Annotated in this window: 25 protein-coding genes; 14 read left to right on the top strand and 11 right to left on the bottom strand. The window is 65.2% G+C overall.

The annotated features are described in order from the left end of the window. Positions 1–34: 34 nt before the first annotated feature. Positions 35–715: a transglutaminase-like domain-containing protein gene (locus D6B98_RS12275; RefSeq protein WP_126257239.1), complete on the top strand. Its 681-nt coding sequence runs from the start codon at positions 35–37 to the stop codon at positions 713–715. 137 nt (positions 716–852) lie between these two features. On the opposite strand, the gene D6B98_RS12270 is transcribed toward D6B98_RS12275, so the two are convergent. Next, entirely contained in the window at positions 853–1,185 is a 333-nt protein-coding gene (locus D6B98_RS12270) for a PRC-barrel domain-containing protein (protein WP_126257238.1), read from the bottom strand. Positions 1,186–1,247: 62 nt separating this feature from the next. Further along, a complete protein-coding gene (locus tag D6B98_RS12265; RefSeq protein ID WP_126257237.1) occupies positions 1,248–2,033 on the bottom strand; it encodes an IclR family transcriptional regulator domain-containing protein in 786 nt (261 codons plus the stop codon). A 106-nt stretch (positions 2,034–2,139) separates the two neighbouring features. Here D6B98_RS12265 and D6B98_RS12260 point away from each other — a divergent pair, with 106 nt between their 5' ends. Continuing rightward, a complete protein-coding gene (locus tag D6B98_RS12260) occupies positions 2,140–3,498 on the top strand; it encodes an aromatic ring-hydroxylating dioxygenase subunit alpha (RefSeq protein ID WP_126257236.1) in 1,359 nt (452 codons plus the stop codon). A gap of 274 nt (positions 3,499–3,772) precedes the next feature. Further along, positions 3,773–5,221: a glutamine synthetase family protein gene (locus tag D6B98_RS12255; protein ID WP_126257235.1), complete on the top strand. Its 1,449-nt coding sequence runs from the start codon at positions 3,773–3,775 to the stop codon at positions 5,219–5,221. A 157-nt stretch (positions 5,222–5,378) separates the two neighbouring features. On the opposite strand, the gene D6B98_RS12250 is transcribed toward D6B98_RS12255, so the two are convergent. From D6B98_RS12250 to D6B98_RS12220, 7 genes are all read right to left on the bottom strand, one after another. Next, a complete protein-coding gene (locus D6B98_RS12250) occupies positions 5,379–6,092 on the bottom strand; it encodes an ABC transporter ATP-binding protein (protein WP_126257234.1) in 714 nt (237 codons plus the stop codon). After that, positions 6,085–6,852 (bottom strand): ABC transporter ATP-binding protein, encoded by a 768-nt coding sequence (locus tag D6B98_RS12245; protein WP_126257233.1) that lies wholly within the window; start codon positions 6,850–6,852, stop codon positions 6,085–6,087. Before D6B98_RS12245 ends, D6B98_RS12250 begins: the two co-directional genes overlap by 8 nt. Beyond that, complete coding sequence (locus D6B98_RS12240) at positions 6,845–7,789, bottom strand: branched-chain amino acid ABC transporter permease (RefSeq protein WP_126257232.1); 945 nt, start codon at positions 7,787–7,789, stop codon at positions 6,845–6,847. The genes D6B98_RS12245 and D6B98_RS12240 overlap by 8 nt, the downstream gene beginning before the upstream one ends. Next, complete coding sequence (locus D6B98_RS12235; protein WP_126257231.1) at positions 7,786–8,703, bottom strand: branched-chain amino acid ABC transporter permease; 918 nt, start codon at positions 8,701–8,703, stop codon at positions 7,786–7,788. The genes D6B98_RS12240 and D6B98_RS12235 overlap by 4 nt, the downstream gene beginning before the upstream one ends. 414 nt (positions 8,704–9,117) lie before the next feature. Next, positions 9,118–9,336, bottom strand: coding sequence for a hypothetical protein (locus D6B98_RS12230; RefSeq protein WP_126257230.1), 219 nt, complete (start codon positions 9,334–9,336; stop codon positions 9,118–9,120). 1 nt (position 9,337) lies between these two features. After that, positions 9,338–9,997: an acyl-homoserine-lactone synthase gene (locus tag D6B98_RS12225; RefSeq protein WP_126257229.1), complete on the bottom strand. Its 660-nt coding sequence runs from the start codon at positions 9,995–9,997 to the stop codon at positions 9,338–9,340. A gap of 86 nt (positions 9,998–10,083) precedes the next feature. Further along, positions 10,084–10,821, bottom strand: a complete 738-nt coding sequence (locus D6B98_RS12220; protein WP_126257228.1) for a helix-turn-helix transcriptional regulator — start codon at positions 10,819–10,821, stop codon at positions 10,084–10,086. Positions 10,822–10,989: 168 nt separating this feature from the next. Between D6B98_RS12220 and D6B98_RS12215 the strand changes: the two genes are divergently transcribed. The 10 genes from D6B98_RS12215 to D6B98_RS12170 all read left to right on the top strand — a co-directional run bounded on the left by D6B98_RS12215 (position 10,990) and on the right by D6B98_RS12170 (position 21,190). Further along, positions 10,990–11,166: a hypothetical protein gene (locus tag D6B98_RS12215; protein ID WP_126257227.1), complete on the top strand. Its 177-nt coding sequence runs from the start codon at positions 10,990–10,992 to the stop codon at positions 11,164–11,166. A gap of 365 nt (positions 11,167–11,531) precedes the next feature. After that, on the top strand, positions 11,532–12,464 hold the full coding sequence (locus D6B98_RS12210; RefSeq protein ID WP_126257226.1) for a LysR family transcriptional regulator: 933 nt from the start codon (positions 11,532–11,534) through the stop codon (positions 12,462–12,464). 145 nt (positions 12,465–12,609) lie between these two features. Continuing rightward, positions 12,610–13,500 carry a shikimate dehydrogenase gene (locus tag D6B98_RS12205; RefSeq protein ID WP_126257225.1) on the top strand — a complete coding sequence of 297 codons (891 nt, stop codon included), beginning with the start codon at positions 12,610–12,612 and terminating at the stop codon, positions 13,498–13,500. Between the two features lie 58 nt (positions 13,501–13,558). Then, positions 13,559–14,689, top strand: coding sequence for an ABC transporter substrate-binding protein (locus tag D6B98_RS12200; RefSeq protein WP_126257224.1), 1,131 nt, complete (start codon positions 13,559–13,561; stop codon positions 14,687–14,689). Between the two features lie 217 nt (positions 14,690–14,906). Beyond that, complete coding sequence (locus D6B98_RS12195; RefSeq protein ID WP_126257223.1) at positions 14,907–15,782, top strand: branched-chain amino acid ABC transporter permease; 876 nt, start codon at positions 14,907–14,909, stop codon at positions 15,780–15,782. Continuing rightward, positions 15,779–16,777 carry a branched-chain amino acid ABC transporter permease gene (locus D6B98_RS12190; protein WP_126257222.1) on the top strand — a complete coding sequence of 333 codons (999 nt, stop codon included), beginning with the start codon at positions 15,779–15,781 and terminating at the stop codon, positions 16,775–16,777. The genes D6B98_RS12195 and D6B98_RS12190 overlap by 4 nt, the downstream gene beginning before the upstream one ends. After that, positions 16,774–17,517, top strand: coding sequence for an ABC transporter ATP-binding protein (locus tag D6B98_RS12185; protein WP_126257221.1), 744 nt, complete (start codon positions 16,774–16,776; stop codon positions 17,515–17,517). Before D6B98_RS12190 ends, D6B98_RS12185 begins: the two co-directional genes overlap by 4 nt. A 12-nt stretch (positions 17,518–17,529) precedes the next feature. After that, a complete protein-coding gene (locus D6B98_RS12180) occupies positions 17,530–18,267 on the top strand; it encodes an ABC transporter ATP-binding protein (protein ID WP_126257220.1) in 738 nt (245 codons plus the stop codon). Then, the gene (locus D6B98_RS12175; protein WP_126257219.1) at positions 18,264–19,322 is read left to right on the top strand and encodes a Gfo/Idh/MocA family protein; all 1,059 of its coding nucleotides are present in this window, start codon (positions 18,264–18,266) and stop codon (positions 19,320–19,322) included. Before D6B98_RS12180 ends, D6B98_RS12175 begins: the two co-directional genes overlap by 4 nt. Continuing rightward, entirely contained in the window at positions 19,319–21,190 is a 1,872-nt protein-coding gene (locus D6B98_RS12170) for a bifunctional sugar phosphate isomerase/epimerase/4-hydroxyphenylpyruvate dioxygenase family protein (protein ID WP_126257218.1), read from the top strand. The genes D6B98_RS12175 and D6B98_RS12170 overlap by 4 nt, the downstream gene beginning before the upstream one ends. 173 nt (positions 21,191–21,363) lie before the next feature. Here D6B98_RS12170 and D6B98_RS12165 read toward each other — a convergent pair whose 3' ends face one another. Next, positions 21,364–22,536: an ABC transporter substrate-binding protein gene (locus D6B98_RS12165; protein ID WP_126257217.1), complete on the bottom strand. Its 1,173-nt coding sequence runs from the start codon at positions 22,534–22,536 to the stop codon at positions 21,364–21,366. A 323-nt stretch (positions 22,537–22,859) separates the two neighbouring features. Here D6B98_RS12165 and D6B98_RS12160 point away from each other — a divergent pair, with 323 nt between their 5' ends. Next, positions 22,860–24,122, top strand: a complete 1,263-nt coding sequence (locus D6B98_RS12160) for an NAD(P)/FAD-dependent oxidoreductase (RefSeq protein ID WP_126257216.1) — start codon at positions 22,860–22,862, stop codon at positions 24,120–24,122. Between the two features lie 208 nt (positions 24,123–24,330). Here the strand turns inward: D6B98_RS12160 and D6B98_RS12155 are convergent, their stop codons facing one another. Beyond that, the gene (locus tag D6B98_RS12155; protein ID WP_126257215.1) at positions 24,331–25,542 is read right to left on the bottom strand and encodes an ABC transporter substrate-binding protein; all 1,212 of its coding nucleotides are present in this window, start codon (positions 25,540–25,542) and stop codon (positions 24,331–24,333) included. Positions 25,543–25,598 lie beyond the last annotated feature (56 nt).

Below are 25,598 nucleotides of genomic sequence, written 5' to 3'. Positions count from 1 at the left end.
GAGTTCCGCGGCGATCGCCTGCTAAGCTCCAGGCATGACCGACATCCTTCCCGATACGCTCCGCCGCCTCTACACCGATCCCGGCGAGTACATCGACAGCGATCATCCCGCCGTGCAGCAATTCGCTGACAACGCCGTGCGCGCGGACGCGAGCGCGCGGCAGAAGGCGAGCGTGCTCTATAAGGCGGTGCGCGACGGCATCCGCTATAACCCCTATGTCAGCATGCGCGTTGCCGAGACCTTTCGCGCCTCGAGCGTGCTCGCCGCGGGCCAGGGTTATTGCGTCGGCAAGGCCGCGCTCTATGCTGCCGCCTGCCGCGTCCACGGCATCCCCGCACGGGTCGGCTTTGCCGACGTGAAGAACCATCTCACCACCGAGAAGCTGCGCGCGAGCATGGGCACCGACATCTTCACCTGGCACGGCTATACGGAGGTGTTCGTCGACGGCGCCTGGCGCAAGGCGACGCCGACCTTCAACGACACGCTCTGCGCCAAGGTCGGCGTGGCGCCGCTCGATTTCGACGGCCACACCGACGCGCTGCTGCATCCCTTCGACGGCGAGGGCCGCGCCTACATGCAATACGTCAACGATCGCGGCACCTATCACGACGTCCCGGCGAAATTCCTGATGCGCGAGATGGCGCGGGATTACGCCAACATGCAGGGCGAGGACCTTTCGGGCCGCGACATGGAGCGCGAGGCGGAGGGGCGGTAGCGCACGATGGGCGCGCCTCCCAATTTCATCCGTCGGCCGGCACGCCGCGCCGCTTGCATCTCAGACGCGGCTCGGCGGCCGCAGCCCGAGCCCAAGCGCGTCCGCCGAGAATGCGGCCTACCTGGCCGACTTGGTCGCTAGACCGACCAGTAATGCGGATGCGGGTAGGATCGCGAACGATCACCCCAGTCGAACGCATCGCCATCGAACTCGCACGGGCCACTGCTGAGTTCGTCCAGCGTCAACTCGATCTGGAACGCCTCGCGCCTTGGGTCGTATTTCAACGCGCTCCACTGGAGAGGGTAGTGATGGTGGGTGCCAAGCAGTCCACCGGTCTTGATCACCGCATAGGCAACCATCCCACTCATCTTGTCGAGCATCAGTCGTTCGATCGTGCCGAGCTTCGTACCGTCGCGCCCGTAGACGGCGACACGCTCCACGCGATCACTGGGAACCATGGTATGATGCATGGCGTCCTCCCTGTTCTCATTGCGCCCATTATAGCACCGGTTTCGAGATAGCGGGAATACAGTTACAGAAGTTGCGACCGCAGCGACGCCGCCCCCTCCTGCAGCAGCGGCAGGAAACGATCGATCAGTTCCTGCGCCGGCACGCGGTCGACATGGGCCCCCATGTTGATCGCGGCGACGATGACGCCATCGTAGCGACGGACCGGAACCGAGATCGAACGAAAATGCGGCTCGGCCTCGCGATCGACCAGGGAATAGCCCTGCGCACGGTCGGCGGCGATGCGCGCCAGCAGCGCCTTCGGGTCGGACTGTGTCTGCGGCGTCAGCGCCTCGCGCGCCATCGCCTTCAGGCGCGCGGCAAGGGCGGCATCGTCGAGCTGACCGAGCATGGCGCGGCCGACCGAGGTGCAGAACGAAGGCAGGCGGTAGCCGATCTCCAGTCCGCCCGAGAACACCCGCGCCGGACTCCCCCGGGCAATGAACACGACGTCGTCGCCGTCGAGGATCGCGAGCGAAGAGATCTCGTTCGCTGCGGTCGCAACGTGATCGAGCACGGGCTGCAGCACCGCGACGAGCTGGTTGGAGCGCAGGTAAGACGCCGCCAGCGTCAGCACATGCGGGGTCAGTGAGAACAGCTTGCCATCGCCCGAGACGTAACCGCCGCGCTGGAGCGTGAACAGCATGCGCCGTGCGGTGGCGCGCGGCAGATCGGCGGCGCGGGCGAGATCGCTCAGCGTCATCGGACCCGCATTGGTGCCGAAACATTGCAGCAGGCGCAGGCCGCGATCGAGCGCCTCGACGAAATCCGTCGCCCGCTCCTCGCTCTCGCTCCGTTTCAGCTTGGGCATGGGAGGATCCTGCAAAATAGTGCTTGCTGCCGGATCACGGCATGGCATAATTCGCCCATTCGTTCAATAGGCGAACAAACGCCACTCCACAAGGGATGCACGCGTCATGATGAGCCAGGAGCAGAACGACCTGATCACCCGCACCGGACCGAAGGATCCGTGCGGCAGACTGATGCGGAGCTACTGGCAGCCGGCGGCGCTGGTGGACGAGCTCGAGGGCGCTCGCCCGATCCGCCCGGTCAGACTGCTCGGCGAGAACCTGGTGCTATTCCGTGACGAGACCGGACGTTACGGCCTGATGGATCGCCACTGCGCCCATCGCGGCGCGGACCTCGCCTTCGGCCGGCTCGAGCATGGCGGCCTGCGCTGCGCCTTCCACGGCTGGCTGTTCGACGCCACCGGCCAGTGCATCGAGACCCCGGCTGAGCCGAAGGATTCGAAGCTCTGCCAGAACATCCGGCAGCGCTCGTATCCCGTAGTCGAGAAGAGCGGCATCCTCTGGGCGTATCTTGGCGAAGGTGAGCCGCCGGCATTTCCCGAGATCGACTGTTTCGTTGCGCCGGGCAGCCATACTTTCGCGTTCAAGGGCCACATGGCCTGCAATTGGCTGCAGGCGCTGGAGGTCGGCATCGATCCCGCGCACGCCTCCTATCTGCATCGTTTCTTCGAGGACGAGGACACCTCCACCGCCTACGGCAAGCAATTCCGCGGCGCCTCCGCCGGCAGCGATCTGCCGATGACGAAGATCCTGCGCGAGTACGACCGCCCGATCATCAATGTCGAGCACACCGAATACGGCCTGCGCCTGATCGCGCTGCGCGAGATCGACGAGGAGCGCACCCATGTGCGCGTCACCAACCAGCTGTTCCCGCACGGCTTCGTCATCCCCATGAGCACGGAGATGACGATCACGCAATGGCACGTGCCGGTCGACGACGAGAATTGCTACTGGTACGCGATCTTCACCAGTTACACCTCTCCGGTCGACAAGCAGAAGATGCGCGACCAGCGGCTCGAGCTCTATGAGCTGCCGGACTACAAGTCGCGCAAGAACCGCAGCAACGATTACGGCTTCGATCCGCACGAGCAGCAGAGCGCGACCTATACCGGCATGGGCAACGACATCAACGTCCACGACCAATGGGCGGTGGAATCGATGGGCGCGATCCAGGATCGCACCAAGGAGCATCTCGGTTCGAGCGACAAGGCGATCGTGCAGTACCGCCGCCTGCTGCGGCAGGAGATCGAGAAGGTCTCGGGCGGCGAGAAGCCGATGCTGTTCCTGGACGAGGCCAATGCGCGCAGCATCCAGGGACCGGCGACCATGGACGGCATCGGCCCGACCCGGGGCTGGGAGACCTACTGGATGGAAGTCGACGTCAAGCGCCGCCGCGGCGCGCCGTGGATCGCGCCGGTGCCGAAGGAGATCGCTGATAACGTGCATAAGCTGACGGCGGCGGAGTGATGGCGCCGATCGTCGCCGGCGAGTCGCGACGGCGGCTCAGCAATCTCTGGTGTCATGCTCCGCGAAAGCGGGGCATCCAGTCCGCCTCGGCCTCTCGTGGATACGTTGCCGTCTCTGGAATACTGGATCGTCCGTCTTCGCGGGCGATGACAGACAGCTCTCGTAGGGTGGGCAAAGGCGCAAGGCGCCGTGCCCACCATGTGTCCGTGAGAACGATAGACGCGGTGGGCACGCTTCGCTTTGCCCACCCTACTGCAGTTGAGGGGGTGGTGAAGTGACTTTCGTCGCGCGTCATGCGCTGTGGTCGGATGAGCAAAGGGACGCCGCGGCGCGCATGTGCCGCATCGTCGAGGAGAGGAATCTCGAGGTGATCCGCCTCGCCTTTCCCGACCAGCACGGCATCCTGCGCGGCAAGACCATCGTCGCCTCCGAGGCGATTGCCGCGCTGGAGAGTGGCTGCTCCATCACCACCACCATGCTCGCCAAGGACACGTCGCACCGCACGGTGTTTCCGGTGTTTACCGCGGGCGGCGGCTTCGGCATGAAGGAGATGGAGGGCGCGGCCGACGTGCTGATGGTCGCCGATCCCACCACGTTTCGCGTCTTGCCGTGGGCGCCGACCACGGGCTGGGTGCTGTGCGACCTCCACTTCAATGACGGCCGCCCGGTGCCGTTCGCGACGCGCTCGCTCTATCGCAAGGTGCTCGACGAGCTCGCGGGCCGAGGCCACGATTTCGTCGCCGGCCTCGAGGTCGAATTCCACATCTTCAGGCTCGACGATGCGCATATGCGGCCGGAGGATGCCGGTCAGCCCGGCACGCCGCCATCGGTGAGCCTGCTCAGTCACGGCTATCAATATCTCACCGAGCAGCGATTCGATCAGATGGAGCCGGTGCTGGAGATCCTGCGCCGCGATATCGTCGCGCTCGGCCTGCCCCTGCGCTCCGTCGAGGTCGAGTTCGGACCGAGCCAGTGCGAGTTCACCTTCGCGCCGCGCAAGGGGCTGGAGCCTGCCGACAACATGGTGCTGTTCCGCTCCGCCGTGAAGCAGATCGCGCGCCGGCACGGCTATCACGCCACCTTCATGTGCCGGCCGAAGCTGCCGAACGTGTTTGCCAGCGGCTGGCACCTGCACCAGTCGATCGTCTCGCGCGCGAGCGGCGAGAACCTGTTCATGACCAAGGAAACGGCGAAAGACGGCAGCGAGCCGCTCAGCGCGTTCGGCAAGGCCTACCTCGCCGGCCTGCTCGATCACGCCCGCGCCTCGACATTGTTCACCACCCCGACCATCAACGGCTACAAGCGCTACCGCTCCTATTCGCTGGCGCCGGACCGGGCGATCTGGGGCCGCGACAATCGCGGCGTGATGATCCGCGTGCTCGGCGGCGCGGGTGATGCCGCAACGCGCCTGGAGAACCGCATCGGCGAGCCAGCAGCAAACCCTTATCTCTACATGGCCTCGCAGATTCTCTCTGGCCTCGACGGCGTCGATCGCAGGCTCGATCCCGGCCCCTCCGCCGACACGCCCTACGAGACCAAGGCGCCGCTGCTGCCGAAATCACTGCGCGATGCCGTCGCCGCCCTGAAGGACGATCCGTTCTTCCGCGAGAAGCTCGGAGCCGAATTCGTCGATTATTACACCCACATCAAGAACGCCGAGATCGACCGCTTCCTGTCTGAAGTGACCGACTGGGAGCACCGCGAATATTTCGAGGTGTTTTGACGTCGGGTCGTACTCTCGCCGCCGTCATTGCGAGCGCAGCGAAGCAATCCAGACTGCCTCCGCGGAAAGACTCTGGATTGCTTCGTCGCTCCGCTCCTCGCAATGACGGGGTTGAGAGAGCGGGGGCTCCTCGCAATGACGGCGGGGAGAGAGGGGCTCAGATGCCCAGATATTTGTGCTGGAGATCCGGCTCGGCCAACAGCTCGTCGGAGGTGCCGCTCCATACCGTCTTGCCGCGCTCGATGATGTAATGGCGATCGCAGATGCGGGCGAGATGGTCGACGTTCTTGTCGACGACCAGGATCGATTGCCCCCGGCTCTTGAGCAGCGACAGGCAGTGCCAGATTTCTTCGCGGATCAGCGGCGCGAGGCCTTCGGTCGCCTCGTCCAGAATGAGCAGCTTCGGATTGGTCATCAGCGCGCGGCCGATCGCGAGCATCTGCTGCTCGCCGCCGGAGAGCTGGTTGCCCATGTTGGTCGCACGTTCGGCGAGGCGCGGGAACAGCACGTAGATCGCCGGCAGTGTCCAGGGATTGGGACTGCCGAAGCGATCGGCGGCGGCCGCCACCAGGTTTTCGCGCACGGTGAGGTTCGGGAAGATCTGGCGGCCCTCGGGGACGAGGCCGACGCCAAGCTTTGCAATTCGGTAGGACGGCAGCTGCCGCACCTCGGCGCCGGCAAAACGGATCGCGCCGGCACGGGCAGGCGTCAGGCCCATGATGGAGCGGATGGTGGTGGTCTTGCCCATGCCGTTGCGGCCCATCAGCGAGACCATCTCGCCCGGCTTGATCGACAGCGACAGGCCGAAGAGCACCTGCGAGAGGCCGTAGCATGTCTCGATGCCGTCGACGTCGAGCAGCGTGTCAGCCATGATGCGTCACCACGTGCTGGTCGCCGAGATAGGCGCGCTTGACGTCCTCGTTCGCCCGGATCGCGGCCGGATCGCCGGACGCGATGACGCGGCCATAGACCAGCACCGTAATGCGGTCGGCCAGCGCGAACACCGCCGGCATGTCGTGCTCGACCAGCACGATCGAGACTTCCTTGCGGAGCTCCTGCAGCAGTTTCACCATGCTCTGGGATTCGGTAACGCCGAGGCCGGCCATCGGCTCGTCGAGCAGCAGCAATTTCGGCTTGCTGGCGAGCGCGACCGCAAGCTCGATCTGGCGTCGCTCGCCATGGCTGAGCCTCGAGACCAGAACATCGGCGCGATGAGCCAGGCCAACGCGATCAAGCGCGGCATGTGCGGCATCGCGCAGGCCTTTCTCCTTGCGCGCATCGGCGAAGAAGCGGAACGAGGTGCCGGCATGCGCCTGCGCCGCCAGTGCGACGTTATCCGCGGCGGTGAAATCGAGCAGCAGCGAGGTGATCTGGAACGAACGCGCAAGGCCCAGCGCACAGCGCCGATAGGCCGGAAGGTAAGTGATATCGCGCCCCGCCAGCGAGACGCTGCCGGAATGCGGCGCGAGATGTCCGGTGAGCTGGCTGATCAGCGTGGTCTTGCCGGCGCCGTTCGGGCCGATGATGGCGTGCAGCTCGCCGCTGGCGACGTCGAGCGAAACGTTGTCGGTCGCGATGATGCCGCCGAAGCGTCGCACCAGCTTTTCGACGCGGAGCAAGGGTTCAGCCACGGTCGGCCCTCCCCAGCGCGCCCATGATGCCGCCGCGGCCGAACAGCACGATCAGCAGCAAGAGCGGGCCCAAGATCAGCGCCCAATATTCGGTGATCTGCGACAGCAGCTCTTCCAGCAGCAGGAACACCACCGCGCCCATGACCGGGCCGAACAGCGTGCCCATGCCGCCGAGGATCACCATCACCATGAGGTCGCCGGAGCGGGTCCAGTACATCACGGCCGGGCTGACGAAATCGGTGTTGTTGGCGAGCAGCGCGCCGGCGAGGCCGCACATGGTGCCGGAGATGACGAAGCAGACCAGCTGGTAGCGCTTGGCCGGAAAGCCGATCGCCTGCATGCGCTGCTCGTTGGAGCGCAGACCCTGCACGACGAGACCGAAGCGCGAATTGACGATGCGCCAGATCAGGACCATTACGCCGAACAGGCAGGCGAGGCAGAGATAGTAGAACTGCGTTCGGTTCGACGGGTCGATCAGGCCGGAGAAGTCGCTCCGCGTGTAGATGGTGAGGCCGTCATCGCCGCCGTAACGCGCAAGGCCCGAGGCGACGTAATAGGCCATTTGCGCGAAGGCGAGCGTGATCATGATGAAGTAGACGCCGCGGGTGCGCAGTGAGAGCGCGCCGATCACCAGTGCATAGATTGCGGAAGCCGCGAGCGCGACGGCAAACTGGATGAAGCCGGATCCCACGCCTTCCTGCGCCAGCATGCCGACCGCGTAGCCGCCGATGCCGAGATAGGCGGCGTGGCCAAAGCTCATCAGGCCGGCAAATCCCATGATGAGGTTGAGGCTCGCAGCCGCCAGCGCCAGGATGACGATGCGGGTGAACAGCGTCAGGATGAAGATGTTGCCGGACAGATGCGAATAGAGCGGCAGCAGCACGAGGCCTGCCAGCATCAGGGCCGTGACGGCCTTGCTCACAGTCAAACCCTTCATCGACGATTGGCCGGAAACAGCCCCTCCGGCCGCACCACCAGCACGATCGCCATCAACAGGTAGATCAGCATGGAGGACAGCGCGGGCGCGGCGGTGGAGGCGGCGGCGCCGCTCAGCACCTGCCGCAGCAGATTGGGCAGGAAGGCGCGGCCGAGCGTGTCGATCATGCCGACGAAGATCGCGGCGAGGAACGCGCCGCGGATGGAGCCGATGCCGCCGATCACGATGATGACGAAGGCGAGGATCAGGATGTTCTCGCCCATGCCGATCTGCACGGTGAGGATCGGCGCCTGCATCAGCCCGGCAAGGCCCGCGAGCGCGGCCCCTAGGCCGAACACCAGCGTGTAGAGCAGCTTGATGTTGATGCCGAGCGCGCCGATCATCTCGCGGTTGGAGGCACCGGCGCGGATCAACATGCCGATGCGGGTGCGCATCACGCCGAGATAGAGCAGGAGCGCGACCAGCAGCGCCACGATGATGATGGCGAGGCGATAGGCCGGATAGTGAATGCCGGGCAGGATCGGCACCGGCACGGTGAGCCAGGCCGGCAACGGCAGCGCGAGGCCCGCCGGGCCCCAGATCAGCCGCACGGCTTCGTTGAAGAACAGGATCAGGCCGAACGTCGCGAGCACGTGGTCGAGATGGTCGCGGCCGTAGAGATGCCGCAGCGCGCTCACCTCCAGCACGATGCCGAGCACCAGGGTGGCGCCGAGCGCCATCAGCGCACCGAGCAGGAAGCTGCCGGTCCAGGCCGCGAAGGTCGCGGCGAAATAGGCGCCCATCATATAGAGCGAGCCGTGCGCGAGGTTGACGAGATCCATGATCCCGAACACCAGCGTCAGGCCGGCGGCGAGCAGAAACAGCAGCAGGCCGAACTGCAATCCGTTCAAGAACTGTTCGACGACTAGCAGCATCAAGACTCTTTCAGGCGCACGCAGCGTCGCGCCGATGTTCGAACAATGTCGCCATCAGTGAAAGAGCTCCCCCTGCCTCTTCAAGGCCGAAAAATGGGTAATGGCAGTATCGTTCCGAGGCAAGAGCGATTCGACACCTGACATGCACTTTGTTGCATGCGGGTGCATGCGGGCAAAATGCCCCTGCAAGAAGGCTGCCGCGCAGGCTGGGTCAACCTGCCGCACCCGACACGAGCCGCGCTCTTCTTGGGCCCGATGATCTCCACATCGTCATGGCCGGGCTTGTTCCGGCCATCCACGCCTTGCCCGCGGCGCGAAGAACGTGGATGCCCGGGCCTTCGCCGCGCCGGAGCAGCTTCGGCCGCGCAGGCGGGACAAGCCCGGGCATGACGACCTCTTTGTGAGGGGATGCGTCTAGTGCGACGTCATCCGCTGGGGGAGGTTATCCAGTTCGGCGAGCACGCTGTCGGCCGTGGAGGCCTCCAGCGCCGCCATCCGGAACAGATGGGCGAGCGTCGCCAATCCGGTGTCTTCCGCCATTTGCGCCAGCTCGAGCGCCATGTCGGACATGTAGCCGAGAGTCTCGTCCTCGGTCTGCGCCACGATCTGGCTGTCCCGCATCATGTTCGACATCTCAGGCGCTCTTTCGCTGCGCGGCAGCAAGGCCGCAGAAGTTGGCACGGGCGATACAGTCGATCCGCGGACCGTCCTGCTGGACCACGCTCGTCATCCCGATACGGTCATGCACGACATCGAGCGATTCCTGGCGGACCTCGATCGTTGCCGCCATGGTCCAGGAATTTTCCAACAGGGCCGGCAATCCCAGCGGCGTGACGACGAAGCCGATGTCGTGGAACCGCGGCAGCCACCAGGTTTCCATGACGAGACAAAGCCGCTCGATGCCCTGCTCGAGACAGAACTCCTGCGCCGCCGCCATCAATTGCAGATTGAATGCGCCGTCGCGGCGCTCGCGCGAGACGAAGAAGCGCGACCATTCCCAGACCAACGGATCCGACGGACAACCGCATACCGACGCGAGATGCGGGAACACCTCGCTCATCATCGTCGGCCTGGTGGTCGGATACAGCCGGGAGCCGCCGAGCACCCGCCGGTTTTCCAGTGCCAGCAGGTAGACCGCGTCGTCATTGTCGTAGCTATCGATCTCGCGCCCGTCAGACTTGCGCAGCGCCTCCCATTTCCGCTCCTCGACAAATATCTCGTGGCGGATCCGGAAATGCTGTTCGAGAACGTCTTCGTAAAGGTGCCGATTGACGGCAGAAATCACATGAATCATGAACTCCCCCTTGGCTCGCAATGCGGGGAAGCCTCAGCGAAAACGGCCGAGCCGACTATTGGGAAATTTCCCAGTAGGCGAATGTTTCAGAGATTGATGATTCTGTGGCGGATCGCGATCGCGACCGCATGCGTCCGGTTGACCGCACCGAGCTTGCGCGCGGCAGTTGCAAGATGCTCTTCCGCGGTGCGTTGCGTGATGTGCAGGATCTCGCCGATCTCCCAGGCGGACTTGCCTTGCGAAGCCCAGGCGAGCACCTCGCGCTCGCGGGGGGTGAGGCGCGTCGACGGATGCGGCGTCGGATCGAGCAGGCGGCGGATGTGATCGAAGCCGTACATCCCGATCAGGTGCAGCGCCGGCTTGCTGCGCGCATTGAGATCGAGGTGGACGCCGGCGAGCGAGACGCCGGCCTCGTAGCCGGTCAAGCCGTGGATCGGCACGACGAAGCCGCGCGACATGCGGAAATCGGCAGCGCGCCGCATCACCTCCACCGCGCCCGGCTCCAGCTCCGGATCGTACGGCGCTTCGGACCACTCGAACGGGTTCACCGTCTGCCGGCATTTGCGGATCACGGGATCGACGCGGTCGTAGCTCTTTTGGGTATAGAGGCTGAACCACTCCGCCGGCCATTTCTTGGCGAGCACCATCTGGGAAAAGCGCTGCTCGGGATTGGGCAGGCCCGCCACGATGATATGTTCGAAGCCATACCGACCGAACGCGGCTGCAAGCGCGTCCATGGCGTCCGGAACCTTGGTACAGGTTCCGAGCCCTTCGATGAAGTCGAGCGCCTCGCGGCCATAATCAACGCCATCAGCGGCGGACATCGGTGCGTTTCCTGACCTTCGCCCTCGCCTATAGCACGTATTCGCGGGCCGCCTCAATTTCGCAGCGACCGTAGTTTCCCGGTCCTCATCCGGCCAGAAGATTTAAACTACTTGTGGCAGAGTTGACGGCACTATACACCTGAACGTCTCCGAAGCGGGAAAACCACGATGGAAGACGAGGACATCGCCCTCAACAGCGTGCTCGGCCTGGAACTGAATCGCGTGTTTTTCGCCGTCCGCGAAACGGCAAACAAGCAGAAGATCATCGAGTTCGCGCGCGAAGTGCTGGAGAGCGAGCGTGCGGAGCCGGCCGACAGCATCTCGCCCGAGGGCCCGGCGAGCTAAAGCGCAGTTGCAGCAGGCGCCGCCGATGCAGCGGATCGCGCGACGATGCCCTTCCATTCGAACGAACCGATTTTAATCGAAACATTCTGACAATTGCCTCCCCTTCTTCCCGACCACGCTCTCGTGCCCCGGACGCAGCGCAGCGTCCCTTTGACGGTGCGCTGCAGAGCCGGGGCCCAGATTGCCAAGAACAACCGCTGTGACAGGGGTCCCGGCTCTGCGCAGCAGCGTTGCACGCTGCAGCGCGTCCGGGACACGAGAGCGATTTGCAGCCTCCGTCCACATCCTCAGACACTTACCGCTGGATGACGGCGCGGCTCTCGTGAGATGATCGCCGCCCCGATCCTCGTTCGGATGCCAAGAGCATGATGACGCTGCGCCAGGTCGAAGTGATCCGTGCCGTGATGGTGACGGGCACCATCGGCGGCGCGGCGAAGCTGCTCAACGTCTCGGCGCCGGGGATCAGCCGCCTCGTCAAATACACCGAGCGCTCGCTCGGCATCCGCTTCTTCCAGCGCCAGAACGGGCGCTACTTCCCGACGCCGGAAGCCGAGAACATCTTCGAGCAGATCAACGGCGTCTACAAGAAGGTCGACGATCTCTCCGAGATCATCTCCAAGATCGGCCGTGGCGGGTTGTCCGAGCTGCGCATCGGCTCGGTGCCGAGCATCTCGCAGGTGATGGTGCCCCGCGCGATCGAGCGCGTCCGGCGCCGTTATCCCGATCTCGGCATCGACATCAACATCCTCAAGCTCGAAGAGGCCATCGACTATCTCATGCTCGGCCGCGGCGAGTGCGTCGCGATGAGCTACCGGCTGGAGCATTCCGCGCTCGACTTCATGCCGCTCGCCTCGGGCGAGCTGTATTGCATCGTGCCGCCCGGCCACGAGCTCGCCGGCCGCAAACAGGTCTCGGCCGCCGAGATCACCCGCTATCCGCTGATCGGCATCGATCCCAACGATCCCTACGGCCGGATCATGGCCGGGATCTTCGCGCGCAACCGGCTCGACTACAACATCACCATCCGCGCGCGCTTCGGCACCACGGTCTGCGCGCTGGTGAAGGCGGGGCTCGGTATCGCCATCATCGACCAGTTCACCGTGGCTCATGGCGGCTATCCCGGGATCGAGCTCTTGAAGATCGCCGAGCCGACGCGGTTCGACACCTACATCGCGGTCAAGCGCGGCGCGCCGCTGTCGCTCCATGCCGAGGCTTTCATCGAGGCGCTGCGCGCCGAGATGCGCGCGGTCGAGCCGTCGCGCGGCAAGGCCGCTTCGGTGCGCGGGCGGAAGAAATAACATGATGTTAGGTTTGCCGGCTAAAAGGGTAATTGTGTTAGCCTAAGGAAAGGCTATCGTCGGAGACCTGGAAGCCCCTTGGAATTGCGCGGGTTTCCCCGCTAATGACCGGCACCGAACGTTCCATTTGAGACGATAGCGAACCATGTCCACGCGCGGATACGCCGCCAGCAAGAAGCTCCTCACCGGCCTGATCGGCGCGCCGATCGCGCATTCCGCGTCCCCTGCCATGCATGAACGTGCCGCCGAGGCGCTCGGCCTGCGCGGCCACTATCAGCTCATCGAAATTGCCGGCGCCGATGCGGCCGGCCTTGGCCTGTTGCTGGAAGGCGTGCGGCGGCTCGGCTTTGCCGGCGTCAACGTCACCTATCCCTACAAGGAAGCGGTGGTCCCGCTGCTCGACGCGCTGGCGCCCGGTGCGGCCGCGATGGGCGCGGTCAACACGGTGGTCGTCAGAAACGGCCGCCTGACCGGCCACAACACCGACACCACGGGCTTTGCGCGCGCGGTGGCGCCGCTGCTGGCGCCCGCGGGGAACGCCGTCGCGGTGATCGGCGCCGGCGGCGTCGGCAAGGCGATCGCGTTTGCGCTGGCGAACCTGAAGGTTTCCGACATCCGCATCTTCGACAGCGAGCCCGCGCGCGCCGCGACGCTCGTCTCCCTGCTGGCGCCGCAAGGCGGCGCAAGGGGGGCTGCAAGGGTCGCTGCAAGCGTCGAGGACGCGCTTCATGGCGCAACCGGTCTCGTCAACGGCACCCCGGTCGGCATGCTGCCGAACCGGGCCATGCCGGTTGCGGCCGCGCTGCTGCACGAAAAGCTGTGGGTGGCGGATGCCGTCTACTCGCCGCTGATCACGCCGCTGCTGGCGGCGGCCGAAGCCAAGGGCGCGCGGATCATGACCGGGCGGGAGCTCGCGATCTATCAGGCGGCCGACGCTTTCGAATTGTTCACGGGGCTTGCCCCATCGACCGAGGTCATGGGACAGGCATTCGACGAGGTGATGGCGGCACGAAGCTCAGCCTATCACGCAGCGTAACCAAAGCGGCCGGACACAAGGCCGCGGACCCTATCTGAGGAAAACCGGAGGAGACATCATGAAATCGACCCTGCTGGCAGGCGCCCTGCTTGCCTTCGCGACCGCAACCAGTGTCCACGCCCAGGCGATCAAGCTCGCCAACGTCGCCGAGCTCTCCGGCGGCGGCGCCACCGTCGGCACCAACTGGAAGAACGGCATCGACCTCGCGATCGAGGAGATCAACGCCAAGGGCGGCGTGCTCGGCCGCAAGCTGGAGGTGACCCACGCCGACTCGCAGTCCAACCCGGGCGTGGCGCGCGCCCAGGTCCAGAAGGCGCTCGATGCCGAGCCCTATGTGCTGCTCGGGCCCGGCTATTCCGGCTCGGTGAAGGTCACGGCCCCGCTCGCGGCCGAAGCCGGCATCGCGCAGATCATGGGCGGCGAGGCCGCTGAGCTGACGCAAGGAGGCAACAAATTCCTGTTCCGCACCTCGTTCGGCCAGCAATCCTCGATGCCGAAGGTCGCGAAATACATCCACGACGAGATGAAGGCGAAGACGGTCGCGGTGGTCTGGGTCAACAACGATTTCGGCCGCGGCGGGCGCGACGTCGTGATCAAGGAGCTCGACCGGCTCGGCTCCAAGGTCGTTGCCGACCTCTCGACCGAAGCGGGCCAGGCCGATTTCGCCGCCGACGTCGGCAAGATCAAGGCCGCCAATCCCGATGCCGTCTTCGTCTACCTCAACGAGGAAGAGAGCGCGCGCATCCTGAAAGAGCTGAAGCGCCAGGGCGTCACCGCGCCGCTGATGGGCGAGACCACGCTGATCGGCCAGAAGGTGATCGAGCTCGCCGGCGATGCCGCCAACGGCGCGCGCGGCCATGTCGGCCTCACCACGGATGCGCCGGTCGACCAGATCAAGCAATTCCGCGAGAGGTTCTCCAAGAAGTACAATTACGTCCCCGACCACAACGGCCTGAAGGGCTATCTCGCCGTCTACATGGTGAAGGCCACCACCGAGAAGATGGGCAAGGTCGATCCGAAGAAGTTCGCCGACACGCTGCACGGCCTCACCATCAAGGCCGCGGACGAGCCGGGCATCCTGATGGACGTCACCTTCAGCGACACCGGCGACATCGACCGCCAGAGCTTTCTGGTCGAAGTCGTGGAAGGCAAGCAGGTCGTGAAGCAGGTACTGCCGAAGGTGAAGTGAGATCTTCTTCGCCTTTCCCCGCACGCGGGGGGATATCTCTCTTCTCCCTCTCCCCGCTCTTCGCGGGGAGAGGGTCGGGGTGAGGGGCTGCTTCCGCGAGTCCAACCGTTAGCGAATTCGCGGAGACAGCCCCTCACCCCGCCCTCTCCCCGTAAGCACGGGGAGAGGGAGACGAAAGAGCGGGGCGAGGGAGAAGACAGAACAGCGAGAGGGAAAAATGTCCAACCTATTCGATCTTCTGGTCGCGGGGCTCGCCACTGGCGCGATCTATGCGCTGGTCGCGGTCGGCTTCACGCTGCTGTGGCAGACCTCGCAGACCATCAATTTCGCGCAAGGCGAGTTCGTGATGCTGCCGGCGTTCCTGATGCTGGCGGCGATGCATGCCGGCGCGCCGTTCTGGCTCGCGATCATCCTGGGTATCCTGCTCTCGATGATCCTGCTCGGGCTCGCCTTCAAGCTGCTGCTGGTCGACCCGATGATGCGTCACGGCGTGCTGCCGCTTGCGATCGCGACCATGGCGCTCGCGATCGGCATCAAGGAATCCGTCAAGCAGTTCTTCAGCGCCGAAGCCCAGCCCTTTCCCTCGATCGTGCCGACGGGCGACGTCTCCATCCTCGGACACGCGGTCTCGCTGCAAAGCATCGGCGTGCTCGCCGTCGCCATCCTCGCCGTGGTCGGCCTGACCACGCTGCTCAACCGCACCTCGCTCGGGCATCAGATGCAGGCGGCGGCACAGAACCCGACGGTGGCGCGCATCATCGGCGTGCCCGTCGAGCGGATGATCCTGCTGACCTTCCTGATCAACGCCTTCCTGGTCGCGCTGGCTTCGCTTCTGATCACGCCGATCTACCTGGCAAAATTCTCCTCCGGAGAGGTGCTGGGCCAGGCCGCTTTCATCGCGGCGATCGTCGGCGGCTTCAACCAGGTGCGCGGCGCCATCGTCGGCGGTCTCCTGATCGGCGTGCTCGACAATCTCGCGGCCGCCTATGTCTCCACCCAATATCGCGCCGCCGTGCCGATGATCTTCCTGATCGCCGTGATCCTGTTCCGGCCGCAGGGATTGCTCGGCCGCGCCGAGGAGCGCACGGTATGAGCAGCTTCGGCAAACCCCTGAAGATCGCGCTCGGCCTCGCAATCATCGCCGGCCTGATCGTCATCCCCATGAACTTCAACCGCTACGGCCTGTTCATCCTCAGCCAATGGGCGGTGATGAGCATCGCCGCCATGGGCCTCAACCTCACGCTCGGCTATGCTGGCCAGGTCTCGCTGGCACAGGGCGCCTTCGTCGGCATCGGCGCCTATGCCGCGGCGATCATGACCACCCATGGCTGGCCGCTGCCGGCGGCGATCCTGGTCGCGATCGCATTGAGCTTCGCGGTCGGCTGGGTGCTCGGCTATCCCGCGCTGCGCGTCCAGCACCACTACCTCGCCTTCGTCACGCTGGCCTTCTCCACCCTCGCCTTCCTGGTGTTCCGCAACGAGAGCTGGCTCACCGGCGGCATCTACGGCATCTCCAACATCCCGCGGCCGCATATCTTCGGCATCGCGACCAACAAGCCCCTCCCCTTCTACTACGTCTGCCTCGGCTCGCTCGCGATCGTGTCGCTGGCGGTATGGTGGCTGATCCGCTCGCCCTGGGGCCGCGCCTTCATGGCGCTACGTGAGAATCCCTTGCGCGCGCAATCGCTCGGCATCGACACCCGGCGCTACACGCTGATGGCATTCGCGATCGGCTCGGCGCTCGGCGGCGTCGCCGGCGCGCTCTATGCGCCGCTGACGCAATATATCGATCCGGTGCCGTTCAACCTCTCGCTCTCGCTCGACCTGCTGATGATGGTGATCGTCGGCGGCGCCGGGTTCTATTTCGGCCCCTTCCTCGGCGCGATGATCGCGGTGCTGCTGCCGGAATGGCTGCGCTTCACCGAAGGCTATTACCTGATGCTATACGCGGTCGCGGTGATGCTGCTGCTGATCTGGTCGCCGACGGGCATTCTGGGAATCCTCGACCGCTATCTCGCCGAACGCCGCACCAAGGCGGCCTCCGCACTGCGCGCCGTCGCAAAGTCGCGCCTGGAGACGGTGCAATGAGCGCGGTATTGGAAGTCTCAGAGATCAAGAAAAATTTCGGCGGCATCAGCGCCGTCGACGGCGTTTCCTTCGACGTGCGCGAGGGCGAGATCCTCGGCCTGATCGGCCCGAACGGCTGCGGCAAGTCGACCCTGTTCAACTGCATCCTCGGCCAGCTCACGCCCTCGGGCGGCGAGGTCAAGCTCGCCGGCAAGGTCGTCACCGGTCTGCGCCCCGCCGAGCTCAACAAGCTCGGCGTCAGCCGCACCTTTCAGCTGTTGCAGGTCTTCCCGAAGCTCTCGGTGCGCGAGAACCTGATCCTGGCGGGCCAGGAGCACCAGGGCAGCATGGCCTCGCGCCTGGTCGGCCGCTCCGATGCCGGGCTGACCGAGGCCGCCAACCAGATGATCGGCTTCTTCAAGCTCGATCATCTCGCCGACGAGCCGGCCGGCGGCCTGTCCTATGGCCAGCAGAAGTTGCTCGACGCCGCCATGGCCTTCATGGGCGGCCCGCGCCTCGTGCTGCTCGACGAGCCCGCCGGCGGCGTCAACCCGTCGATGCTGGCGGACCTCAAGGAGCGCCTGGTCGCGATCAACCGCGAGAAGAACGCCACCTTCGTCGTGATCGAGCACAACATGGAGTTCGTGATGTCGCTGTGCTCGCGCGTGATGGTGATGGCGGAAGGCAAGGTGCTGGCGATGGGTCGCCCCGACGAGGTCCGCAAGAACCCCGCCGTGATCGAAGCCTATCTCGGACATTAGGGAGAGCGAGCCATGAGCGACCCGATCCTCTCGGTTCACAATCTCGTCGGCGGCTACGGCAAGATGACGATCTTGAACGGCACGACGTTCTCGGTGCCGCCGGCGACCATCACCACCATCATCGGCCCCAATGGCGCCGGCAAATCCACCGTGTTCAAGGCGATCTTCGGCCTGCTCAGGCTGCGCGAGGGCAAGATCAGCTTTGCCGGCCGCGACGTCACCAATTTGAGCCAGCGCGCGCTGCTCAATGCCGGCATCTGCTACGTGCCGCAGGGCCGCAACATCTTCCCCGAGCTGTCGGTGCGCCACAATGTCGAGCTCGGCGGCGTCGCGGCCGAGAAGGGCCTCGACCTGCCGAAGCGGATCGAGGCGGCGCTCGACCTGTTTCCGGCGCTGCGGCGGAAGTCGACGCAGCAGGCCTCGACATTGTCCGGCGGCGAGCAGAAGCAGCTCGAGATCGCCCGCTCGCTGCTGCTCGAACCCAAGCTGGTGCTGGTCGACGAGCCCTCGATCGGCCTGTCGCCGCTGATGGTGCAGCAGACCTTCGATATCCTCAAGAGCTTGCGCAGCCGCGGCGTCACCATCCTGATGATCGAGCAGAACGCGCGGTCGGCGCTGGAAATCTCCGACATCGGCATCGTGCTCGAGCTGGGTCAGACCCGCATGGTCGATGACGCCAAGCGCATTTTGAACGATCCGCGGATCGGCCAGCTCTTCCTCGGCGGCGCGATGGAGGAGAGTGCGGCATGAGCGCGGCTATACGCATCGCCGTGGCCGGCGCCGGCCTGATCGGCCGCCGCCATATCGAGCTGATCGCGGCATTCGAGGGCTGCGAGCTCGCCGGCATCGCCGATCCCTCGCCCGCCGCGAAGGATCATGCACTGGCGCAGAACGTGCCTTGCTATTCCGATCATCGCGCGCTGCTGGCACGGGAGAAGCCGGACGGCCTCGTCATCGCCTCGCCCAACACACTGCATTTGCCGATGGCCCTTGATTGCGCCGCGGCGGGTGTGCCGGCCCTGATCGAGAAGCCGGTGACCGAGACGGTTGCCACCGCGCAGCGCCTGTGCGCCGCGGTGAGGCGCACCGGCGTGCCGATGCTGGTCGGTCACCACCGGCGGCACAATCCGATCATCAAGTCGGCCCGCGAGACGGTAGCAAGCGGCAAGCTCGGCCAGCTCACCGCAGTGGCCGGACTGTGGCTGCTGAAGAAGCCGGACGATTATTTCGAAGTCGCCTGGCGGCGCGAGGCGGGCGGCGGTCCGCTGCTGATCAATCTGATTCATGACATCGACAATCTCCGCTTCATCTGCGGCGAGATCGTCGAGGTGCAGGCGCTGACCTCGAACAAGGTGCGCGGCTTCGCCGTCGAGGACACCGCGGCGCTCCTGCTGCGCTTCGCCAACGGCGCCCTCGGCACGGTGACCGTGTCGGATGCGACGCCGGCACCATGGAGCTGGGAACTCACGTCGGGCGAGAACGCGGTCTATCCCAGACAGGACCAGCCCTGTTACGTCTTCGCAGGAACCAGCGGCTCCCTCTCGGTGCCGACCATGGAGCTGTGGTCGTATCGACAAGATCCCGGCTGGCACGCGCCGCTGGTCCGCGAGCCCGCCGCATTCTCGGCTTACGATCCGCTCGTCGAGCAGCTTCGGCATTTCCTGGCCGTGATCGCCGGCCGCGAGCAGCCTCTGATTTCGGTCGAAGATGCAATGGGCACGCTCGCCGTCGTCGAGGCCGTCAGCGAAGCGGCGCGCACGGGACAAAAGATCTCGCCGGGGCAGATCATGGAGCAAGCCGCATGAACAAACGCTCGATCGCCACCGTCTCGCTCTCGGGCAGCCTGGACGAGAAACTCCGCGCCATCGCGGCCGCCGGCTTCGACGCGGTCGAGATCTTCGAGAACGATCTGCTGTCGTTCGGCGCAAGCCCGCGCGAGATCGCAAAGCTCTGCCGCGATCTCAACCTGACGATCTGCGCGTTCCAGCCGTTCCGCGATTTCGAGGGCATGCCCGAGCCGCAGCGCTCGCGCAACTTCGCACGCGCGGAGCGAAAGTTCGATCTGATGCAGGAACTCGGCACCGATCTCCTGCTGATCTGCTCCAACGTCTCGCCCGCCTCGCTCGGCGGCATCGACCGCGCCGCGGACGACCTTCGCGAGCTGGGCGAACGCGCGGCCAAGCGCTCCTTGCGCGTCGGCTACGAGGCGCTGGCCTGGGGCCGCCATGTCAGCGACTATCGCGATGCCTGGGAGATCGTGCGGCGCGCCGATCATGCCGCGATCGGCATCATCCTCGACAGCTTTCACGCGCTGGCGCCCGGATTTCCCACCCGCGCGATGGCCTCGATTCCGGGCGACAAGATCTTCCTGGTGCAGCTTGCGGACGCGCCCAAGCTCGAGCTCGACATCCTGTCGTGGAGCAGGCACTTCCGGTCCTTCCCCGGCCAGGGCGATCTGCCGGTCGTCGAATTCATGGCCGCGATCGCCGCGACCGGCTATGCCGGGCCGCTGTCGCTGGAGATCTTCAACGACCAGTTCCGCGCCGGCTCGGCCGCGCAGACCGCGCTCGACGGCCTGCGCTCGCTGATCCTGCTGGAAGACCAGCTGGCGCCGGATTGGCCGAAATTCGCCGCCGAGCCGCTGGCGCCGAAGGCGAAGAGCCGCGGCACCGGTTTCATCGAGTTTGCCGTCAACGAAACCAAGGCCGGCGATCTCGCCCGCCTGTTTTCCCAGCTCGGCTTCCGCAAGACCGGCGCGCATCGCAGCAAGGCGGTGGAGCGCTGGTCGCAGGGCAAGGTCGAGCTCGTCATCAACAGCGAGACCGACGGTTTTGCCCATTCCCATTACGTCACCCACGGCCCCGGCGTCTGCGCCATCGCGCTCGACGTCGACAATGCCGGTCTCGCCATGCAGCGTGCCGAGATGCTGAAGGCGCGCACCTTCTACCAGCCGGTCGGACCGGGCGAGCTGGAGATTCCTGCGATCCACGGCGTCGGCGGCAGCCTGCTCTATTTCCTGGATCAAGCCGGCAAGAACTGGGACACCGATTTCGAGGCGATCGCGGGCAACGCAGACCAGGACGCGCTGCTCGCCGTCGATCACATCGCGCAGACGATGCCCTATGACGAGATGCTGTCCTGGCTGTTGTTCTACACCGGCATCCTCGACCTGAAGCGGTTGCCGCAGATGGAGATCGCCGATCCCAGGGGCCTCGTGCAGAGCCAGGCCATCGTCAACGCCGACCAGAGCCTGCGCTTCGTGCTCAACGGCTCCTCCGCCAACCGCACGCTGCCGGCGCGCTTCATCTCGGAATTTTTCGGCTCAGGCGTGCAGCACGTCGCGTTCTCTTGCAGCGACATCTTCACGACGGTCGCGGAGATGCGCAAGCGCGGCGCGGATTTTCTCGATATCCCTGACAATTACTACGACGACATCGAAGCCAAATACGACCTCGCGCCCGAGCTGATGGCGCAGCTGCGCGCCAACCACATCCTCTACGATCGCGAAGGCGACGGCGAGTTCTTCCAGGTCTACACCCACATCTTCGACGAACGCTTCTTCTTCGAGATCGTCGAGCGGCGGAGCTATCAGGGCTTTGGCGCGGCCAATGCCGCCATCAGGCTGGCAGCGCAGGCGCGCGAGGTGCGGCCGATGAGCATGCCGCGGGCGTGACTGCCTTTCTCTCCACGAGACCGGAATCGTAGGGTGGGCAAAGGCGCGCTTGCGCCGTGCCCACCACCTCTCAATGATTGATAAGAATGGTGGGCACGCTTCGCTTTGCCCACCCTACGATACTTACAATTGAGGGGGCAGAAGAGCCCCCTCATCCGGTAGCTACACCGACCTCACTTCATCTTGCACTTGTCGTGGAAGCGATCCTGGTCGTTCTCGACGATGGTCGCGACCGTCTTCAGCGCGAGCTGGCCTTCGGAATCCTTGACCACGTCCTGCAGGTAGAAGTTCTGGATCGGGATGTGATTGTTGCCGAACTTGAACGCGCCGCGCACCGACTTGAAGTTGGCCTTCTCCATCTCGGCCTTCATCTCGTCCTTCTTCGAGGTGTCACCTTTCACGGCGTCGACGGCGCTGTTGATCAGGTTCGCGGCGTCATAGGACTGCGCACCGTAGAAGGTCGGGCGCAGGCCGGGATACTTCTTGCGATAGTCGGCGACGAAGCGCTTGTTCTGCTCGTTGGGGAGGTCGTTGACCCATTGCTGCGCGCCGGGCACCCCGAGCGCGTTCTCTTTCTGGAGCGGCAGCGACAGCTCGTCGATGGTGAAGGCGGTGTAGAGCGGCATCGTACCCTTCAGTCCGGCCTGCGCATATTGATTGAGGAACTGCACGCCGGCGGCACCTGGGTAGAACACGAAGATCGACTCGGCGCCGGAGGCGCGCGCCTTCGAGAGCTCGGCGGAGAAGTCGAGCTGGCTCGGCCACACCGTGTATTCCTCACCCACGACCTGGCCCTTGAAGGTGCTCTTGACGCCGGCCAGCATGTCCTTGCCGGCGGCGTAGTTCGGGCCGATCAGGAACACCGACTTGACGCCCTTCTGGTTCATGTAGGTGCCGACCGCCTGCGGGGTCTGGTCGTTCTGCCAGGAGGTCGAAAACACGTAAGGCGAGCACAGCTCGCCCGCGAGCTGCGACGGTCCGGCATTGGCCGAGATCAGGAAGGTCTTCGAATCGACCGCGGTCTTGAGCGAGGCGAGCAGCACGTTCGACCAGATATAGCCGACGATGAAGTCGACCTTGTCCGACTGCACCAGTTTCTCGGTCTTCTGCTTGCCGACGTCGGGCTTCTGCCCGTCGTCCTCGTAGAGCACCTCCACCGGCTTGCCGCCCATCTTGCGGCCGAGGTGATCGAGCGCGAGCTCGAAGGAATTACGCATGTCGTTGCCGATCACGGCGGTCGGGCCGCTGAACGTCGAGACGAAGCCGATCTTGATGGTGTCTCCAGCGAATGCCTGATTTGCCAGCACGAGCGCCGCTGCGCCCGCCAGCCAAAATGCCGTCCTCATAACCACTCCCTCCTTATTATCGGTCCCGGAAACGGGGTGATCGCCGCCCCGGGCCTGTCTCTATTGAACGCAAAATCTGTCGAGCCGCCAATGGCTCAGCGCCTGCCCCTGCACCATATTTCGCCCCGATTACGGATAGCAAGAAATATAATTCTACTTAACTCGGCTGAGGCCGGCTTCAGGGGCCGGTCCGGAGCTCTGGCGCTGTATCGCGACGGATCGATACACCCCGCCTATGCCGCGATTGATGGCCTCTATTGGACCGCGACACCCGATCCGCACTTAAATGAGGAAGAAGCAGCAGCGAGATTCGAGGGCGTATCATGACCGCACACCCCCATCGCGTCGTCATCGTCGGCGCCGGCTTCGGCGGGCTGGAGGCGACCTACCGGCTCGCGGGCACGCCGGTCGAGATCACGCTGATCGACCGCCGCAACCATCATCTGTTTCAGCCGCTGCTCTATCAGGTCGCGACCGCCTCGCTGGCGACCAGCGAGATCGCCTGGCCGATCCGCCATCTCATGCGCGACCGGCCCGAGGTGACGACGCTGTTCGCGACCGTGAGCGGCGTCGATGCGGCGCGACGTTGCGTGCTGATCGACGACGGCAGCGAGGTGCCCTACGACACGCTGGTGCTGGCGACCGGCGCGCGTCACGCCTATTTCGGCCACGACGAGTGGGAGCAATGGGCGCCGGGGCTGAAGACGCTGGAGGATGCGACCACCTTGCGCCGTCACATCCTGGTGGCGTTCGAGCGCGCCGAGCGCGAGACCGATCCGGCGAAGCGCGCGGCGCGGCTGACCTTCGTCATCGTCGGTGCCGGCCCGACCGGCGTCGAGCTCGCCGGCACCATCGCCGAAATGGCGCGCCACACGCTGCCCGGCGATTTCCGCAACATCGACACGACCAAAGCGCGCGTGGTGCTGATCGAGGCGGGGCCGCGCGTGCTCGCCGGCTTCGCCGACGACCTCTCGGCCTATGCGCAGGCGTCGCTGGAGAAGATCGGTGTCGAGGTCGTGCTGGGACAGGCCGTCACCGAGATCAACCGCGAGGGCGTGGTGTTCGGCGGCAAGCTGCTCGAAGCCAAGACCAGGATCTGGGCCGCCGGCGTGCGCGCCTCGCCGGCAGCCGAATGGCTGGGTGCACCTCACGACCGCGCCGGACGCGTGCTGGTCGAGGCCGACCTCACCATCCCCGGCCATCCCGAAATCTTCGCGATCGGCGACACCGTCAGCATCAACGCTTGGGACGGCAAGCCGGTGCCGGGCATCGCGCCGGCGGCCAAGCAGCAGGGCCGTCACGTCGCCGAGACCATCAAGGCCCGCCTGCGTGGCGCTGCGGCCGGCCCGTTCCGCTACAAGCACGCCGGCAGCCTGGCCCAGATCGGCAAGCGGCTCGCCGTCATCGATTTCGGCCGCTTCAAGCTGCGCGGCGCCATCGCGTGGTGGATCTGGGGCATCGCCCACATCTACTTCCTGATCGGCCTCCGCCACCGCCTCAGCGTCGCCTTGAGCTGGCTCTGGATCTACGCGCGGGACCAGCGCGCCGCGCGGTTGATCACGCAGGGATCAAGCAAGGTGGTGTAGGGAGCTCTTCGCCGCGCATTCCTCTGACCCTCCCCTGAAGGGGGAGGGTCAGCACGCAATCGAGCGAAGCGAGATGCGTGCCGGGGTGGGGTGACAGTCTCTCCACTGATGAAGTGCCCGAGTGGATGGATCACCCCACCCCGCTCGCGCTGCGCGCGATCGACCCTCCCCCTCCAGGGGAGGGTGAAGCAGACGCGCTCGCTGCTAGCTACTTCACCAGCTCACACCCGCCCTCCGCCAGCGGGCGGAAGGCCTGGTCGGCGGGAATCGTCGAGACCAGCTTGTAATAGTCGTACGGATATTTCGACTCCTCCGGCTTCTTCACCTCGAACAAATACATCGGATGCACGACGCGGCCGTCCTGGCGGATCGTGGTGTCGCCGAACAGTTTGTCCTTGCCCTTGAACTTCTTCATCTCGGGCACGGCATCCTTGGCGTTGTCGCTGCCGGTCGCCGCGACGGCGTTGAGATAAGCCAGCGTCGAGGCATAGACGCCCGCCTGATTGCCGCTCGGCATCTTGCCGTTCATGCCGGGCCGCGCGGCGAAGCGCTTGGCGAAGGCGCGGGTGTCGTCGTTCATGTCCCAATAGAAGGCTTCCATGAGCTGCAAGCCCTGTGCGACCTTGATGCCCATGCCATGAATGTCGTTGATGAAGAGCAGGAAGGCGACGAGCTTCTGTCCGCTCTGCTGGATGCCGAACTCGGCGGCCTGCTTCACGGCGTTGATGGTGTCGCCGCCGGCATTGGCAAGGCCGATCACCCGGGCCCTCGAGCTCTGCGCCTGTAACAGGAAGGAGGCAAAGTCGGAGGTGCCGAGCGGATGCTTGGAGGAGCCCAGCACCTTGCCGCCATGGCCCTCGATGTATTTCTGGGCCTCGGCCTCGATGCCCTTGCCGAGGGCGTAGTCGACCGTGAGGAAGTACCAGTCCTTGCCGCCGCGCGACATCATCGCAGCCGCCGTGGTGTTGCCGGTGGCCCAGGTGTCGTTGACCCATTGGATGGTGTTGGGCGAGCAGGCCTTGCCGGTGAGATCGGAGCTTGCGGTCGACGACGCCAGGAACGTCATGCGGCTGTCGCGCAGCAGCGTGTTGATGGAAAGACCGACCGCCGAATTCGGCACGTCGACGATGGCATCGACGCCTTCGACATCGAGCCATTTACGCGCAATGGCGTTGCCGACGTCGGCCTTGTTCTGGTGGTCGGCATAGACGATCTCGACCTTGATGTTCTTGCCGCCGCCGTTGAAGTCTTCCGCCGCCATGCGCGCGGCTTCCACCGAGCCCATGCCGTTGGTGTCCTGGAAGATGCCGGAGATGTCGTTGAGCACGCCGACGCGCACGACGTTGTCGGAGATCTCGGCGCTTGCCGCGCCGGCAACCAGGCTCGCGGCCAGCGCGAGCGTCCACTTCAGATGTTTCATGGTTCCCTTCCCTGTTGATGCGTTGCCGCACCGGCCGTTGCCGGAGCGGTTGAAAA

It is taken from the genome of Bradyrhizobium sp. LVM 105 (assembly GCF_003957705.1).
Taxonomy (GTDB): domain Bacteria; phylum Pseudomonadota; class Alphaproteobacteria; order Rhizobiales; family Xanthobacteraceae; genus Bradyrhizobium; species Bradyrhizobium frederickii.
The sequence above is the reverse complement of the archived record's forward strand: the minus strand, read 5'-3'. Positions and strand labels throughout refer to the sequence as shown.